This is a genomic window from Pseudomonas sp. GW821-FHT10C09 (assembly GCF_059415465.1).
The window spans coordinates 55,839-71,381 of record NZ_JBWKNG010000011.1; the positions used below are offsets into that span (position 1 = coordinate 55,839).

Annotated in this window: 16 protein-coding genes; all 16 read right to left on the bottom strand. The window is 62.5% G+C overall.

The window, feature by feature from the left end:
- From AC07N8_RS13205 to AC07N8_RS13280, 16 genes are read right to left on the bottom strand one after another with little or no spacing between them, the layout of a single operon-like run.
- A complete protein-coding gene (locus AC07N8_RS13205) occupies positions 1-1,227 on the bottom strand; it encodes a beta-ketoacyl-ACP synthase (protein WP_493143955.1) in 1,227 nt (408 codons plus the stop codon).
- Positions 1,227-1,955, bottom strand: coding sequence for a 3-oxoacyl-ACP reductase FabG (gene fabG / locus AC07N8_RS13210; protein ID WP_493143956.1), 729 nt, complete (start codon positions 1,953-1,955; stop codon positions 1,227-1,229). Before fabG ends, AC07N8_RS13205 begins: the two co-directional genes overlap by 1 nt.
- A complete protein-coding gene (locus AC07N8_RS13215) occupies positions 1,952-2,413 on the bottom strand; it encodes a hotdog family protein (RefSeq protein ID WP_483841015.1) in 462 nt (153 codons plus the stop codon). Before AC07N8_RS13215 ends, fabG begins: the two co-directional genes overlap by 4 nt.
- Positions 2,410-3,606, bottom strand: a complete 1,197-nt coding sequence (locus tag AC07N8_RS13220; protein WP_493143958.1) for a beta-ketoacyl-[acyl-carrier-protein] synthase family protein — start codon at positions 3,604-3,606, stop codon at positions 2,410-2,412. The genes AC07N8_RS13215 and AC07N8_RS13220 overlap by 4 nt, the downstream gene beginning before the upstream one ends.
- On the bottom strand, positions 3,603-4,085 hold the full coding sequence (locus AC07N8_RS13225) for a hypothetical protein (RefSeq protein WP_483841017.1): 483 nt from the start codon (positions 4,083-4,085) through the stop codon (positions 3,603-3,605). Before AC07N8_RS13225 ends, AC07N8_RS13220 begins: the two co-directional genes overlap by 4 nt.
- Before the next feature lie 49 nt (positions 4,086-4,134).
- A complete protein-coding gene (locus AC07N8_RS13230) occupies positions 4,135-5,382 on the bottom strand; it encodes an NAD(P)/FAD-dependent oxidoreductase (RefSeq protein ID WP_493143960.1) in 1,248 nt (415 codons plus the stop codon).
- The gene (locus tag AC07N8_RS13235; RefSeq protein ID WP_493143962.1) at positions 5,369-6,529 is read right to left on the bottom strand and encodes a sodium:proton antiporter; all 1,161 of its coding nucleotides are present in this window, start codon (positions 6,527-6,529) and stop codon (positions 5,369-5,371) included. Before AC07N8_RS13235 ends, AC07N8_RS13230 begins: the two co-directional genes overlap by 14 nt.
- Positions 6,526-8,868, bottom strand: a complete 2,343-nt coding sequence (locus AC07N8_RS13240; RefSeq protein ID WP_493143964.1) for an MMPL family transporter — start codon at positions 8,866-8,868, stop codon at positions 6,526-6,528. The genes AC07N8_RS13235 and AC07N8_RS13240 overlap by 4 nt, the downstream gene beginning before the upstream one ends.
- The gene (locus AC07N8_RS13245; protein ID WP_493143966.1) at positions 8,852-9,454 is read right to left on the bottom strand and encodes an outer membrane lipoprotein carrier protein LolA; all 603 of its coding nucleotides are present in this window, start codon (positions 9,452-9,454) and stop codon (positions 8,852-8,854) included. Before AC07N8_RS13245 ends, AC07N8_RS13240 begins: the two co-directional genes overlap by 17 nt.
- The gene (locus AC07N8_RS13250) at positions 9,451-9,876 is read right to left on the bottom strand and encodes an acyl-CoA thioesterase (RefSeq protein WP_493143968.1); all 426 of its coding nucleotides are present in this window, start codon (positions 9,874-9,876) and stop codon (positions 9,451-9,453) included. The genes AC07N8_RS13245 and AC07N8_RS13250 overlap by 4 nt, the downstream gene beginning before the upstream one ends.
- Entirely contained in the window at positions 9,869-11,413 is a 1,545-nt protein-coding gene (locus AC07N8_RS13255; RefSeq protein WP_027922076.1) for an HAL/PAL/TAL family ammonia-lyase, read from the bottom strand. The genes AC07N8_RS13250 and AC07N8_RS13255 overlap by 8 nt, the downstream gene beginning before the upstream one ends.
- Positions 11,394-12,341 (bottom strand): lysophospholipid acyltransferase family protein, encoded by a 948-nt coding sequence (locus tag AC07N8_RS13260; protein ID WP_483841023.1) that lies wholly within the window; start codon positions 12,339-12,341, stop codon positions 11,394-11,396. Before AC07N8_RS13260 ends, AC07N8_RS13255 begins: the two co-directional genes overlap by 20 nt.
- Positions 12,338-13,072, bottom strand: coding sequence for a glycosyltransferase family 2 protein (locus AC07N8_RS13265; RefSeq protein ID WP_493143971.1), 735 nt, complete (start codon positions 13,070-13,072; stop codon positions 12,338-12,340). The genes AC07N8_RS13260 and AC07N8_RS13265 overlap by 4 nt, the downstream gene beginning before the upstream one ends.
- A complete protein-coding gene (locus AC07N8_RS13270) occupies positions 13,065-14,747 on the bottom strand; it encodes an ApeI family dehydratase (protein ID WP_493143972.1) in 1,683 nt (560 codons plus the stop codon). The genes AC07N8_RS13265 and AC07N8_RS13270 overlap by 8 nt, the downstream gene beginning before the upstream one ends.
- The gene (locus AC07N8_RS13275; RefSeq protein ID WP_483841026.1) at positions 14,744-15,289 is read right to left on the bottom strand and encodes a COG4648 family protein; all 546 of its coding nucleotides are present in this window, start codon (positions 15,287-15,289) and stop codon (positions 14,744-14,746) included. The genes AC07N8_RS13270 and AC07N8_RS13275 overlap by 4 nt, the downstream gene beginning before the upstream one ends.
- Positions 15,286-15,540 carry an acyl carrier protein gene (locus AC07N8_RS13280; protein ID WP_007947135.1) on the bottom strand — a complete coding sequence of 85 codons (255 nt, stop codon included), beginning with the start codon at positions 15,538-15,540 and terminating at the stop codon, positions 15,286-15,288. The genes AC07N8_RS13275 and AC07N8_RS13280 overlap by 4 nt, the downstream gene beginning before the upstream one ends.
- Positions 15,541-15,543: the final 3 nt, after the last annotated feature.

Genomic DNA, 15,543 nt, shown 5'->3' on the forward strand with positions numbered 1-15,543 from the left:
TCAGTGCCAGCGACGGAAGATCAACGAGGTGTTGACGCCACCAAACGCGAAATTGTTGTTCATCACGTATTCATTGCTCATCTGCCGAAACTCGCCGCGCAAGTAGTCGAGCTTGCCGCAATGCGGATCGACTTCGTCGAGGTTCAACGTGTGTGCATACAGATCGCGGTTCATCATTTCGATGCTGAACCAGGATTCCAGTGCACCGCAGGCGCCCAGGGTGTGGCCGAGGAAGCTTTTCTGCGAACTGATTGGCATGTGTTCGCCGAACAACGCACTCGTTGCCAGTGTTTCGGCAATGTCGCCCTGTTCTGTAGCGGTGCCGTGACCGTTTACGTAGCCGATGTCCGATGGTTGCAGCCCGGCGTCTTCCAGCGCGAGCTCCATGGCGCGGCGCATGGTCAGTTGTTCGGGGCGCGTGGTGTGCTGGCCGTCGGCGTTGCTGCCGAAGCCGACGAGTTCGGCGTGGATGCGCGCGCCGCGAGCCAGTGCGTGTTCCAGCTCTTCGAGCACCAGCATGCCGCCGCCTTCACCGATCACTAGGCCATCGCGGCCCTTGTCATAAGGGCGAGGGGTGGATTGCGGGGCGTCGTTTTTCAGGCTGGTGGCGTAGAGCGCGTCGAAGACCATCGCTTCGGTCGGGCACAGCTCTTCGGCGCCGCCCGCCAGCATCAGCGGCAGACGGCCGAACTTGATCGATTCGTAGGCGTAACCGATGCCCTGGCTGCCGCTGGTGCAGGCACTCGACGTCGGGATTAAACGACCGGTAAGGCCGAAGAAGATACTGATATTCGCGGCAGTGGTGTGCGGCATCATCCGCACGTAGGAGTTGGCGTTCAGGCCTTCGGCTACCGAGTTGAGCAGCATGTTGCCAAATGCCTTGATCTCGTCGGTGCTGCCGGTGGACGAGCCACACGCGACACCCATGCGCCCGTCCTTGATCGACTCGTCGCCCAGCAGTCCGGCATCGGCCAGCGCTTGCTCGGCAGCGCCCACCGCAAGCCGTGACACCCGGCCCATGCTGCGCAGTTGCTTGCGGGTCCAGTGGCTCGGGACCTTGAAGTCATCGATGGGGCCGGCCAGGCGCGTGTTGAGTTCGGTAAAGCGATCCCACTCGTCCATGCGCCGAATGCCGCTGCGGTTGGCCGCGAAGTGGCTGGCGATGGTGGCCCAGTCGCTGCCAAGGGACGTGATGCCGGCCATGCCGGTGACGACAACGCGCTTCATCAGCACAGGCCTCCATTGACGGCCAGAACCTGCCGTGTGATGTACGACGCTTCCGCCGACATCAGGAAATTCACCGCGCCGGCCACCTCTTCAGGAGTGCCCATGCGTTGTGCGGGGATCATTTTCATCAGTTCTTCCACGGGCACGTTTTCGTCGAGCATGGCGGTGTCGATCAGGCCGGGCGCGACACAGTTGACGGTGATTTTGCGTTTGCCCAATTCAATCGCCAGCGCCTTGGCCGCGCCGATCAGACCGGCCTTGGAAGCACTGTAGTTAACCTGGCCACGATTGCCGATCAACCCCGACACCGAGGTGATGCAGACAATTCGCCCGGCGGCGCGACGACGGATCATCGGCATCATCACCGGGTGCAGCACGTTGTAGAAACCGTCGAGGTTGGTGCGCATCACCACATCCCAATCATCCTCGCTCAGCGCCGGAAAAGCACCGTCGCGGGTCAGGCCGGCATTAAGCACCACGCCATAATAGGCGCCGTGGGCTTCGACGTCGGCTTCGAGAATGGCTTTGCAGCTGGCGCGGTCGGACACGTCGAATTGCAGGACGCGGGCGGTGCGGCCCAGGGCTTCGACTTCACCTTTCACGGCGCTGGCGTCCGCCAGACCGCTGCGGCAATGCAGCACGATGTCGTGCCCGGCCTGAGCCAGGCGCAAGGCGATGGCGCGGCCGATGCCACGGCTGGAACCGGTGACCAGTACGGATTCAGTCATGACTGGACTCCTTCGGGTTCATGAAGATATTGAGCGGCCTGAGGCGGACGAAACACGTTCAGGCGCGCGGTGGCGTGGATGCCGGGGGCGTTGATATGGCATTCGAACACGCCCATGCCGTTATCGTCTTCCAGCGAGCGCATGCCGTGGATGGTCAGTTCCGTACCCGCCGGGAAGTGCTCGACGTTGCATTCGAATTTACGGCTCCCGAGCAGAAAGCCCAACTCCACCGCATCACCGCGCTGGCGCGCATGGCAACCGGCGTAGGCGGCGACGCTCTGGGCCATTAGCTCGATGCCGACCCAGGCCGGCAGGCTGCCGTCGGGACGGTTGAACAGGCCGCCGGGTTTGACGGTGAGGCGGGTGTGAATCTGCTCTTCATCGAACGCCAGGATTTGTTCGATGAGGATCATGTCGCCAGCGTGCGGCAGCAACTCGGCGAGCGGCCAGTCAATCATGGTGCATCTCCGATAATCAGGCTGACGTTGTTGCCACCGAAGGCAAAGGAATTGCTCATCAGATAGCGAGGTGCAATGGACGTCAGGCGATCGGCCGGGGTCACCCAATGCAATGCAGGCAAACTCGGGTCGGGCTGGCCGTCCCAGAGATGAGGCGCGAGGGCGTGGTCGCGATTGTCCGGGCTCAGGCTCAGCCAGCAGAACGCGGCTTCCAGGGCGCCGGCAGCGCCGAGGGTGTGACCGGTCATCGGCTTGGTCGACGAGCAGGGCACACCTTGCGGGAACAGTGCTGCCACGGCGAGGCTTTCCATCGCGTCGTTGTGCTGGGTCGCGGTGCCGTGCAGGTTCAGGTATTGGATTTGCCGCGGTTGCAGGTTGGCCCGGTTCAGGGCTTTGCTCATGGCTTGCAGTGCGCCACGGCCGGTCGGTTCCGGCGCGGAGATATGGTGCGCATCGGAGCTGGCGCCGCTGCCGAGCAAGGCGATGGACTTGCCATCTCCGGCGCTTTTGCTCATCAGAAACAACACGGCGGCTTCGCCGATGTTGATGCCATTGCGATTGACCGAAAACGGATTGCAGCGCTGCCCGGACACCGCTTCCAGTGCCGAGAAGCCGTTGAGGGTCAGTTTGCACAAGCTGTCGACGCCGCCGCACAACACTGCGTCGCACAGGCCCAGGTCGAGCAGGCGCTGGGCACTCATCAGCGCCCGGGCGCTGGAGGTGCAGGCGGTGGAAATCACATAGGCCGGGCCGCTCAATTGCAGCCAGTCGGCCAGGAAGTTGGCCGGTGCGCCGAGCTCCTGTTGCTGATAGTCGTACTCGGCAGGGAATTCATGTTCACGGATGTAATGGGCCAACCCACGGCTGGCCTCATCGATACCCGAGGTGCTGGTGCCCAGAATCACGCCGATGCGGTCACGGCCGTAGGTCTGGATCGCCTGATCTATCTCGTCGCGGATTTGCAGCGCGGCGTCCATCAGCAATTGGTTGTTGCGAGTGTCTTGCACTTTCAACTCAAGCGGAATCGACGGCAGTTCGCCGCTCACCGCGGCCACCGGCAAGGCGCGCTCAGGCACCCAGCCGGTTTCGACGCGCAGGCCTGAGCAATCACCGGCAAACAGATTGGCAGCCACCTCGCGTTTGCCACGACCCAATGCGCAGATCACCCCGAGGGCATTCAAATAGGCGGTCATGGTGCTTCCCCGCTCAGCGGCGTGACTTCATAGCGGGGCCCCTTGGGCAGGTTCAATTCAAAGGTCATGGGTTGTGAATACAGGACGTCCCAGTGTGTTGGCAGCGAGCGTTGCTTGCCGTGCTGCCAAGCGGTGGGGTAGTTGCCCGACAGTTCATCCTTCGGGGTCAGGGCAAACAGCAACGCGGCGAACAGCTCCCGGGCTTCCGGGTTGGGCGGCAACAGACCATCGGCCTGCCACTTGCCATCGATCAGTTTCTGCCGCGCTTGTGGAATGCCCAGCAAATCCATCATCGACCAGCGAAGCCCCGTCTCTTCATGCTGGATCACCAATACCCAGTCCTGACGTTGCGCGGCCTCCAGGCGCTGGATGTGCAATTGCAGCGGCAACGTCAGCTGCGGGATGTGCTCGGGCAGCGGTGCCTGGCTGGCGCAAGCGCTCAGCAACAGCAGGCAGCCCAGGAGCAGAAAACGGGTCATCAGGCATTACCTTCAAGGGAGTTGCACCGCAAACAGGCGGTCCTGTCATTCATGTGACATCTCTGGCGCAGAGTTCTGACAACACGCGCAGCCGACGCTTGGGTTCACTGACGAACGGGTTGCGTTCGTCCCAGGCATAGCCGGCGAGAATCGCGCTGATCATGCGGCGGATGTCCGGTGAGCTGCCTGGATGGTAGATCACATCCTGGAAGGTCCCGGCGTACCAGCCCTCGACGTAGCAGCGGAAGGTGTCGACGCCACGCTTGAGCGGTTCGGCGAACTCGGTCTGCCAGTCCACGCTTTGCCCTTGCAGTTGGCGATGCAACACGCCTGCGGCCATGCTCGCCGAGCGCATGGCGATGGTCACACCGGAGGAGAACACCGGGTCGAGGAATTCCGCGGCGTTGCCGAGCAGCGCAAAGCCCGGGCCGTGCAAGGTTTTGACGTTGGCCGAGTAGCCGCCGATGGTGCGCGCGGGCGTGTCCCACACAGCATTTTTCAGCACGCCGGAAAGGCTCGGGGTTTCGGCAATGAACCCGCGCAGGCAGTCGTCCAGATTCTCCATGCGGCCTTCGAAATGTTCGGCCGCCGCGACCACGCCCACCGAACAACGACCGTTACTGAACGGGATGGTCCAGAACCAGATGTCGCGATGGATGGGGTGAGTGGTAATGAGGATTTTTTCGCGCTCGAAGGACGGGCTGTCGATGTGGTCTTCGATGTGGGTAAACACGGCCTGGCGCACCGGGAAATTCGACGGCGCTTCCAGGTCCAGCAAGCGCGGCAGCACACGGCCGTAGCCGCTGGCATCGAGCACGAAATCCGCTTCGACGCGGTACTGGCTGCCGTCTTCGCGCAGCACCTCGAGTTGCGGCTTCGGCAAGTCGAAATCGACGCTGACAATGGCTTCGCCGTAACGCACTTCTACGCCTTGCAGCGCGGCCTGATCGGCCAGCAGCTTGTCGAAATCGGCGCGCTGCACCTGGAACGTGGTCGGCTTGCCATGGCTGAACGTGTCGCCGAAATCGAAGGCGCTGTACTGCTCGCCCCAGGCGAACGCGGCGCCGTTTTTAAGCTGGAAACCTGCCGCGTTCACGGCCTCGAGCATGCCGGCTTCTTCAACGAAATCCAGGCAATGCGACAACAGGCTCTCGCCGATGGAAAACCGCGGGAAGTGCTGGCGCTCGATCATCAGCACATCGTGACCGTTGCGCTTGAGCAGCGCGGCAGCGATGGCGCCCGAGGGCCCCGCGCCGATGACGACGACCTGGCGACGTTGCAGTTCAACTGTTGGCACGTGGGCTCCTTGCCGGGGCGGCGATGTTCAAAGGGGGGCTGTGCATGCCGGCGAGTGCCGGTAGCAGCGTCGCGATCAGGCCCATCACCATCAGCGCAAAGTACAGCGCCGGGCTGATGAGCTGTTGTTGCAGCAGCAGGTTGAGAAAAACGATCTCGCTCAAGCCACGAATATTCAGCAGCAGGCTTTCTCGCCAGCGACTGGCACCTTCGAAGGAGGCTCCAGCCCAGCCAAGACCCAGCCAGTTGCCGAGCAGTTTGCTGGCAATCGGCAGCAGCAACAGTGCGGCCAGTTGTAGCCAGCTCAGGCTGCTCATGGCGGCATGAACGTTGATCTGCACGATGCCGAACGTGAGGATCAGCGGGATGGCGATCCAGGTTTGCAGACGGGTCATCCACACCGCGGAGATTGGCCACACCAACGGTACTTTCAGCGCGGCCATGCACAGCAGATAGCCGATGCCGAAAATAAGTGCGTTGAGCTTGAAGTGCTCGGCGACCACCAGCAGCGCGAAAAAGCAGCCGCTGTGCAGCAATGGCTGACGCAAACCGAGTAAGCGCAACAGCACCGGCAGACAAGCGCCGGCCAGCGGCAACAGCAAACTGCTCAGGTGCAGGCTGCCCTGCGCGAAGCCGAACAGCGTCCAGCACGCCAGGTCGATGAGGATCGCGGTCTGCACCAGGCGCCGGGTGGCGTCGGGCGGGTAGTTGATGTGGCGCAGGTACAAATACAGTACCGGGATCGCGGTAATGGCGAACACCAGACCCACCGCCAACGAACTGATCCACGATTGCGCGGGCAGCAACCACACCGCCGTCGCCAGCCCGCCCGCGAATGGAATGCAAAAACTCGGCAGGGCGATTTTCAGGCTCTGGCGATCCAGCCGCAGGTCGATCACGTCACTCAGAATGTGCCCCAGCAGCAAGGCGAAGCTCAGGCTGTAGAGGTTTTTCAGCCACGTTGGCGAGATCAGTTCAGCGCCGCTGAGCTGCCAGCCGGGCTCGATCCAGAAGTACATCAGCAGCGGCAGGCCGAAGGTTGCCAGCAGCAACTGGCTGACGATCGGGATCAGGCCGAAATGACGACCGATGCGGGTGGCCACGGCGAACAACGCGAGGGCCATCAGCCAGAACAGGGCGATCATCATGCGGCTGACTCCGCGACCGGAGCGGTTTGGACATGTCGTCCCGCCCATGGCGCCAGGATGAAACTGAAAGCCAGTCCCAGGCTCACTGACAATCCAAAATTGCTCACGGCCGGGGTGCTTGATACCGCGAGCAGACCGAACGACAGCCAAGTGGTCAGCGCTGCCAGCAAGGTACCCAGCAGGCTCACAGCGGCACCGCCGACCTGTTCGCGCATGAGGATCGCGTAATCGACGCTGATCGCCGTCACCAGCAGCAGGCCGAACAGACTGAACAGCGTGAGCGGTTGCCCCAGCCAGCCGAGACTGGCCAGGCTGCACAACGCGGCGAGCAGTGGCAGGGCGACGATGCGCAAGGCACCGCCGAGACCGAATGGCAGCATCAACACCAGCACGATCAATGCGCAGGAGGCGAGTTTGAGCTCCGCTGCGCTGATTTGTGTGGCGGCGAAAACGCTGTTCAATTCACCGAGACGGTCGACCAGTTTGACGCCTGGCAAGTCCAACGCCTGGACGCGTAACAGGGTGGGGTCGTTCAGGCCTTGCAGGCTGACCATCGCCGCTACGCCACCATCATCGGTCGCCCCTAGCCACAGAGGACGATAGGGTTCCGCCAACGGGCCGAGCAGTGCGGCATCGATGTCTTCGGTGGGCAACGCCTGCAATTTCGTCAGCTCGGCGTGCAGCGCTTCGGCCGGGACACCGACGTCGAGCAGCGGCTGCCAGAATTGCGGTAGTTTGTTCAGCGCTTCACGCACTTGCAGCTGTTCGCTTGGCTGGCTGACCAGTTGATTCAGCGACAGGTAACCCTGGAGTTTTTCCAGGTTCACCAACTGATCCAGCCGTTCGCTCAACGCGGTCTGACGCTCCAGCAGTTCTTGCTGATTGGCGCCGCGCACCAGGAAGAACTGACTGGTCGGTTGAAAGCCGGTGATGCGCGCAATGGTCTTGGCTTCATCAGTCAATTGCTGCGGTGCGCCGATCCACTGGCGGATGTCGTTTTTGCTGTCGAGTTTCAGCAGACCACCGACGCAAAAGGCAATCAGCAGGGCCAGCAACACCGGCGTGCTGGCCTGTTTGAGCAGCGCGTCACGCAGGCTCAGCAAACATTCGCAGAGGCGCAGTGGCCATTGCGCGGGTCGGATGTCGGCGCCCTTGAGCAACGCCGGCAGCAGACAAACGGCGGACAGGTAGGCACCGAGCAAACCAGCGGCGGAGAACACGGCGATCTGGGTCAGGGCCGGGAACGGTGTCCACGCCAGCGCCAGGTAACCGATGCAACTGGTGATCAGGCTCAGCGTCAGGCCCGGCAGCGTCAGGCGTAATGCTGGCCAGCTGTGCCAGGGTTTCAGGCTCCAGCTTTTCGACAGGTAATGCAGCGGGTAATCGACGGCCACACCGATCAAGCTGGAGCCGAGCACCAGGGTCATCACATGCATATGGCCGAACAACGCCACGCAGGCCACCGCGCCAAACAGCATGCCCACCAGCACCGGAATGAACGCGAGCAATACCCGCCAACGCCGGAACGCCAGCAACAGCAACGCCAGAATCCCCAGCGTCGCGCCGCCCCCGACCCACGTGATCTCGCGGGTGGCTTGTTGCTGACCGCTCGCGGCGTAGAGCAATCCGCTGGCTGCCAGCAGTTGCACGTCAGACTGCGCCGCTTGTTCGCGGCTGTTTTCAAGCAGGCTGGCCACTTGCAGCGGCAGGCTCATGTCGAAGGCGTTGCCGGTGGTTTTTGCCCGCAGCATCACCCAGCTTTTACCGTCGGCATCGGCGATCAACGCGCCGCTGCCAATGTCCAGTTGCACGTCGCCGTGTTGCGGCTGGCTGTTCTGGATGCGCCCGGTCAGGCCCAGCCAGTCATCCTGGCTCGGCACCAGGCTGAAGCCGGTGAAGGGGTCGAACAGGGCTTGCACCCTTTGCTGGATGAAGGCGTCGGGATGCTCGATCAGTTGTTGTCGATCCGTCTCGGACAGCATCGCCAACCGGCCTTGCAGCAGTTGTGTGCGCAGTGCGGGCAAGTCGGCTTGCAACGTCCACTGCACCTTCTCGAACAGACCACTGGCTTGCCATTGCTCGCCGAGTTTCTGCGCCATGGCGATCGCTTGCTCGCGATCCTTGTGGCCGACCAGCACCAGCATTTCGCGGTTGAGCGGTTCCTGCATGCGCTGTTCGGCGCGCAGTTCCAGCGCGTCCGGCGCCGTGCCCGGCACCAGTTCCATCAGGTTGGCCGACAGCGGAGCACCATCGCGCCATTGCCAACCGGCGAGCGCGAGCACTGCCAGCAGCAGGATCAGGAATAGCCATGGCAGCCTGCGTTCACTCGGCAAAGTCATGTTGCTCCGCAGTGCTCAAGGGTTGGGCGCTGGTGCTGTCCTGCATGCGCAAAAGGGTGCTGTCGCCCTGGGTTTCCAGCAGCTCGATGGTGCTGACCAATTCGCCGCCGGTGATGTTGATCTGCTTGAACACTTGCTTGAGCAACAGCGAGCGCGGAATCAACGTCAGCTTCCAGTTCTGCGCGTCGCCACTCAATGACAGCTCGAAGTCACGCTGTAACCCGCTGCTGTCGCCTTGCAGCACGGCGAGGAACAAGCGGTTCTGCTCGGCACCGGCGCTCTTGCCCGGCAGCATTTGCCATCCGCTGGCGTCACGTCGGGCAATGCCCTTGGCGGTGATGCGGTAATCCTGTTGCAGCGGGGTTTTCAGCAGCCACAACAGGCCATTATTTTTCGCGAGGACGAACGTGCCCTTGCTGGTCAGCGGCTGGGGCAGGGCGCGCAGGTGTTTTTCCTGGATGAAGTTGCCGTGGATCACCTCGGGTTTGGCCAGTTGATCGCTCAGTTGCTGCAGATCGAAAGCGTTGGCGAGCGATGACAAACCGAGCAGTACCAGTGCGCTGAGACATTTGAAGATCGGGTTCATGCCAGCTTCCTTTCGACAGCGTCGGTAAAGACCTTCGGTGAGGCGAGCTGCATTTCGCGGCTGGCCATGTCGACGGCGACTTGCACGGAACTGGCGCGGGTCAGGCGTTCGCCGGTTTCCAGGTCACTGATCAGGTAATTGATCTTCAACCGGTTCTCCCACTCCACCAGATTCGCCCGTACGTTCAGCTTCTGGCCGAACACTGCGCCGCGCACGTAACGCAGTTGCAAATCGATCACCGGCCAGGCGTAACCCGACTCGGACATCGCCGTGTAGTTGTGGCCGATCTTGTCCAGCAGCGCGCAACGAGCGACTTCCAGATACTTGACGTAATGGCCGTGCCAGACCACGTGCATGGTGTCGACGTCAAAGAACGGCACCTGGATTTCCGTATCGGTGTGAAGCACTCCCTTGCTACGCATGCAGCCTCCAGTGTTGCTCGGCAATTCGTTTCAGGCACAGGCGCAATTCGCCTTCCAGGGCACGATCTTCGATGACCGGCGGGAAGTCCTTGGCCAGTTCCTCGTGCATGGCGGCCAGCGCCGGCGGCAATGGGCGAGCATCCTCGGCCTTGCTGCGCAACCACACGCCCTGGTTAGCGGCGAGCAACGTCGCGGCGGCGACCTGTTCGGTCAGCTCCAGCACACGAATCGCATCGCGGGCGGCAATGGTGCCCATGCTCACTTTGTCCTGGTTGTGGCACTCGGTGGAGCGCGAGAAGACGCTGGCCGGCATGGTGTTTTTCAGTGCTTCGGCGGTCCAGGCGCTGGTGCCGATCTGCACGGCCTTGAAACCGTGGTTGAGCATCGCCCGGTCAGCGCTGGCGCCGGACAGATTGCTCGGCAAGCCATGGTTGTAACGCTCGTCCACCAGCAATGCGAGTTGACGGTCCAGCAAGTCGGCCACGTTGGCCACCAGGTTTTTCAGGCTGTCCATGGCGAACGCGATGTGGCCGCCGTAGAAATGCCCGCCGTGCAAAACGCGCTCGGCTTCAGCGTCGATAATCGGATTGTCGTTGGCGCTGTTGAGTTCAATTTCGATGAACGAACGCAGCCAGTTCAGGCTGTCCGCCAACACGCCGAGGACATGGGGCGCGCAGCGCAGGGAATAACGGTCTTGCAGGCGGTGCAGTGGCGCGGTCGGTGCGTCGATCGCCAGATCCTTGCGCAACCATGCGGCGACTTGCATCTGCCCCGGATGCGGTTTGGCGGCGAACAGGCGCTCGTCGAAGTGTTCCGGGTTGCCCTGCAACGCCACCACGTTCAGCGCAGTGATGCGCGTGGCCAGTTGCAGCAGGTAATCGGCGCGGGCGAAGGCCAGGCAGGCAAGGCCGGTCATCACGGCGGTGCCGTTCATCAAGGCCAGTGCCTCTTTCGGGCGCAGTACCAACGGCTGCCAGCCCAGTTCACGGTGCACGTCGGCGGCTTGTCGGCGCTCGCCACGGAACATCACTTCGCGCTCGCCGGACAGCGTCGCGGCAACGTAGGACAACGGCGTCAGATCACCGCTGGCGCCTACCGAACCTTCTTCCGGGATCAGCGGCAGGATGTCGTGTTCGAGGAACGCTTGCAGGCGTTCCAGCAGTTCCACGCGCACCCCGGACACGCCATGGCACAGCGACTGCAAACGCGCGGCGAGCACCGCGCGGGTGGCTTGTTCGTCGAGCAGTTTGCCCAGGCCACAGCCGTGAAAGGTATACAGATGACGGGGCAGCGCCTCGACGTGGTGCAGCGGCACCGCGACCACGCAGGAGTCGCCATAACCGGTGGTCACGCCATAAATCACGCCTTCCTTGTCCAGCAGGGAATCGAGGAATCGCGCGCCCTTGGCGATACGCTCGCGGTACGCGGGATCGCCCTGCAACTGCGTCGGCACCTGACGGTTGGCCAGGGCCAGCACGTCTTCGATGCGCAAAGGGAGTTCGCCGAAGGTTACCGGCTCATGCGTTGGCGTCGTCATCGGTCTTCCAGAAAGGGTAAAAGTTGAACCATTGTTGGGGCGCTTCGAGGCAATAGTGACCCAGGCGCTCGGCGTAGCGGGACGCCCACTGATGAATGACCTGTTCGCGGTCGCTGCGTTTCCATACCACGGCCTCGGCAAACGGTTCGAGGGTCACGCGGTATTGGCCCGATGGTTTTTTCAGGCACATCAGCAGATTGATCGGGCATTTCAGCAAACCGGCGAGCAACCACGGCCCCTGAGGGAACGCCGCCGGATGGCCGAGAAAATCCACGGTCACACTACGCCCGCCGTGCAGCGGCACGCGATCGCCGGCAATCGCCAGCCATTCGCCGCGCTCAAGGCGCTCATGCAATTGCAGCATGATCACCGGGTCCAGCTCGCTGACCTGGATCAACCGCAGATTGGTTGCACCGGCCTCGCCGAGCAGGCGGTTGAACTGTTCGGCGTGCTTGGTGTGGACCAGCACGTTCATCGTGACTTTTTCGCCGATTTCCGCGAGTGCGCGGCAGACCTCGAGATTGCCCAGATGCGCGCCCACCAGCATTTGCCCGCGGGTGCCGCGCAGTTGATTGCGCAGCAGCGCCGGGTCGATGATTTCGATCTGCTCGATGCTCAGCTTGCCGTTCCACACGTCGAGCTTGTCGAGCATGGAGTCGGCGAACGCCATGAACTGGCCGAACACACGCCAATGGGTGGGGCGCAGTTCCGTGCGACCGCTCCAGTCGACGAGACGTTGCTGGTACTGCCAGGCGCTGTGGCGCGCGCTGCGGCCGAACAGGAAAAAGTACAGGACGATGCCGTACAAAATCGGGCTCAGCAGCCGCCGACCCAGCACTTTGGCGCCGAACGCGGTGAGCTTCATCAGCCAGAAGCTGCCGCGCTCCTGGCGGTCGGCCCAGTGCTTTTTGTCTACGTCACTGCTCATGCTCGCCACCGTCGCCAGAGGATCACCGGTGCTCGCAGCAACATGCCGAAAAACAGCCGTGTGTGCATGCTGGAAATCAGCACATTGTCGTGGAACAGGCGGAAATGCGAGACGCCGTCCAGCGGGTAGTGAACCCGGGTCGGCAACCATTGCATCGGCAGGTTGCGCCAGGCCAGGCGCACGAGAATGTCGGAATCAAAGTCCATGCGTTTGCCGATCTTCGCCGAGTCGATCAGCGCCAGCGTCGGCGGCAGTGGATAGACGCGAAAGCCGCACATGGAGTCGCGAATCTGCAAGGACAGCGTGTTGATCCACACCATGACGTGCGTCAGGTAGCGGGCGTACAAACGACCTTTAGGCACGCTGGCGTCGTATTGCGGGTAACCGCAGATCACCGCGCCGGGGTGGGCACGTGATTGTGCGATGAACAGCGGCACATCTTGCAGGTCGTGCTGACCGTCGGCGTCGACTTGCAAGGCGTGGCTGAAACCCAGGCGTGAAGCTTCGCGCAGACCGGTCATGACGGCGCCGCCCTTGCCTTGGTTGGCGGTGAGGCGGATCAGGTTGACCATCTCGCGCCGGGCCAATCGGTCGAGCACTCTGGCGCAGGCTTGATCGCTGGCATCGTCCACCAGAATGCACGGCAGGCCACTGGCGATCAGCGCATCGACCACCGTGGTGATTGCGGTTTCGTGGTTGTAGACCGGGATCACGGCGCAGGGGCTATGCATCGCCCGCGGCCTCCAGCAAAATCCGCCCACTGGAGCAGGTGGCGGTTTCATTGCGATAGGCGAAATACAATTTGCTGCGTTCCGGGTCAAAGCGCAGGTGCAGCTGGATTTCGTCACCCGGGCGCACGAGTTGCTGGAATTTCAGCACTTCCATGCCCGCGAATTTTGCCGGCAGGTCCATCAATTGCTGGCCGAGGCTCAGCGCCCATTCCACCTGCACCACGCCGGGCAGTACTGGCGTTTGCGGGAAGTGGCCGCTGAAGTAAGCGAGGTCCGGCGGGACCGCCAGTTGCAGGCTCCACTCGCCGCCGGCTTCGACCTGTTCGAGCACTTGCGGTGCTTTGACGCGGGGCGCCAGCAGCAAGGCTTCGACATCGGCCTGAGGCAGTTTTCCCTGCGCGTTCAAGGGCATTTGCCGCAGCAATCGCCAGCGTCGGGGCAGGGCAAGGGCCTCACAATGCTGGGTCAGGTGCTGACGCAATTCCTGGGTGAGGGTGCGTCGCCCCTGATTGCGCAAGGCATGCAGGCCCGATTCGCTCAACACCACCAGTGCGCCCAACGAGGCGCGGTTTTCCCGGACCACTCCAAGGCGCGCTTCCGCGACCCAGTTGTGATCCATCAGAGCCTTTTCGAGCATGGGCAGTGAGATACGTTTTTCTTCCAGTTTGACGATCCGGTCCAGCCGTCCGAGCAATTCGAACCTGCCATCAGAAGCGATCCGCGCGGCGTCAGCGGTGTGTTCGGTATGTCCCGCCGGCAAATAGGGCGATTGGATCAGCAGCGCGCCGTCACTGTCCTGGCTCAGTTCGACATCCGCAAACGGCTGCCAGAGATCGTCGCCCTGACGCCAGGCAATGCCGCCGGTTTCCGAGCTGCCGAGGATTTCCGTTGGCCATTGTTCCAGACGCTGGTGCAGGCTCTGCGCCGCCTCGGTGGGCAACGCGCCACCCGAGGAAAACACCCGTCGGACGGCGCTCAAGGCAGGCCAGTCGAGGTTGTCACCCATGCGCTTGAGCAGCGCCGGGCTGGCGACCCAGGCGAAGGCCGGGTGTTCACGGCTGGCACGCTGCAAGTCTTCGGGAAACGCCAGTTGCTTGCGTACGAATGTCCGCCCGGCGCACAAAGGCCACAGCACCCGAAACAGCAAGCCATAGATGTGTTGAGTGGCGACGCTGCCAATGACGCACGCCTCGCCCAGATCCGCGCCCCAGAGCTGTTCCAGCGCCTGAACTTCATTGGCCAGTTGGCGCAGGGTTTTGTCGATACGCTTGGGCTCGCCACTGGAGCCGGAAGTGCAAAGGCTCAGCCGGCAGGCGTCTAAATCCAGCGCGGCACCGGCGAGAGGCGGGTGACGGTAATCGCTCAGGTGCGCGTCATCGGCCAGATCGGTCAGCCACAGATCGACTTCGCCGGACCAGCGCTGGCGCGTCTGCGGTTGCAGATCGGCGGGCAGCAGCACGCTGACGCCGGCACGCCAGGCACCCAGCAGGGCAATGGCCAGGTCGGCGGCGTCTTCCAGGTGCACGGCAATGCGCTGCACACCTTGGGCTTGCAGGCCGGCTGCCAAACACAGGGCCTGTTCGCACAGTTGTACATGATTCAACGCCGGTTCGGCCGTGACGGCACGCTCCGGCTGAGCCTTGAGCAACAGCTGCTCAAGTGTTATCCAATTCATGCGTGGCCTCGTACCCGTTGTCGTATCAGCCATTCAATGGCAAACAGCAGGCCCATCAATCCGTAGGAAATCAGGCCGGTGTACAACATCCACCAGCTCAGCGGCGCCCAAAGCGTCAGGGCGGCGGCGAGCAAGCCGTTAAAGATGAAAAAAACACACCAGGCAATCGTCACCTGGCGCGTATAAATAATGGCCCTGGCCGGCAAGTGCGGTTCCCGCAGGCGCGCCAGGCGTTCGACCATCGGCGGGCCGAATTTGAGGCTCAGTCCAAACAGGCCGAGCATGAACGCGCTGATCAGCACCGGGTACCAGCGCAGCAACTGCGGGCTGTCGAACAGCGCCAGCAACAGGCAAAAAGCGATGGCGATGGTCGCCATCCACAGGCTGCCGGGACGCCGCGCACCGAGCAACGCCCGCGCCAGCCACAGGCTGCCCAAGAGCAGGCCGAACTGCCACGGAGCAAAATGTTCCATGCCGAAATACACCGCAAAGGGGTACAACAGGCCCGCGAGCAGCAGGCCAAGGCCGACCAGTCGCCTCATGCTGCCGGTTGAACCAGGCGATAGACCGCCTCGACCACGTCGCTGACAGTTCGCACCGATTTGAACTCTTCGGCGGCGATTTTCTTGCCGGTCTGACGCTTGATGTGATCGATCAGGTCGACGGCGTCGATGCTGTCGATTTCCAGATCCTGATACAGGTTCGATTCGAGGCTCACACGTGCAGGGTCCAGCTCGAAGAGTTCGACCAAGGCATCGCGCAGGGTGTTGAAAATGTCGTCACGAGTTTGCATGGT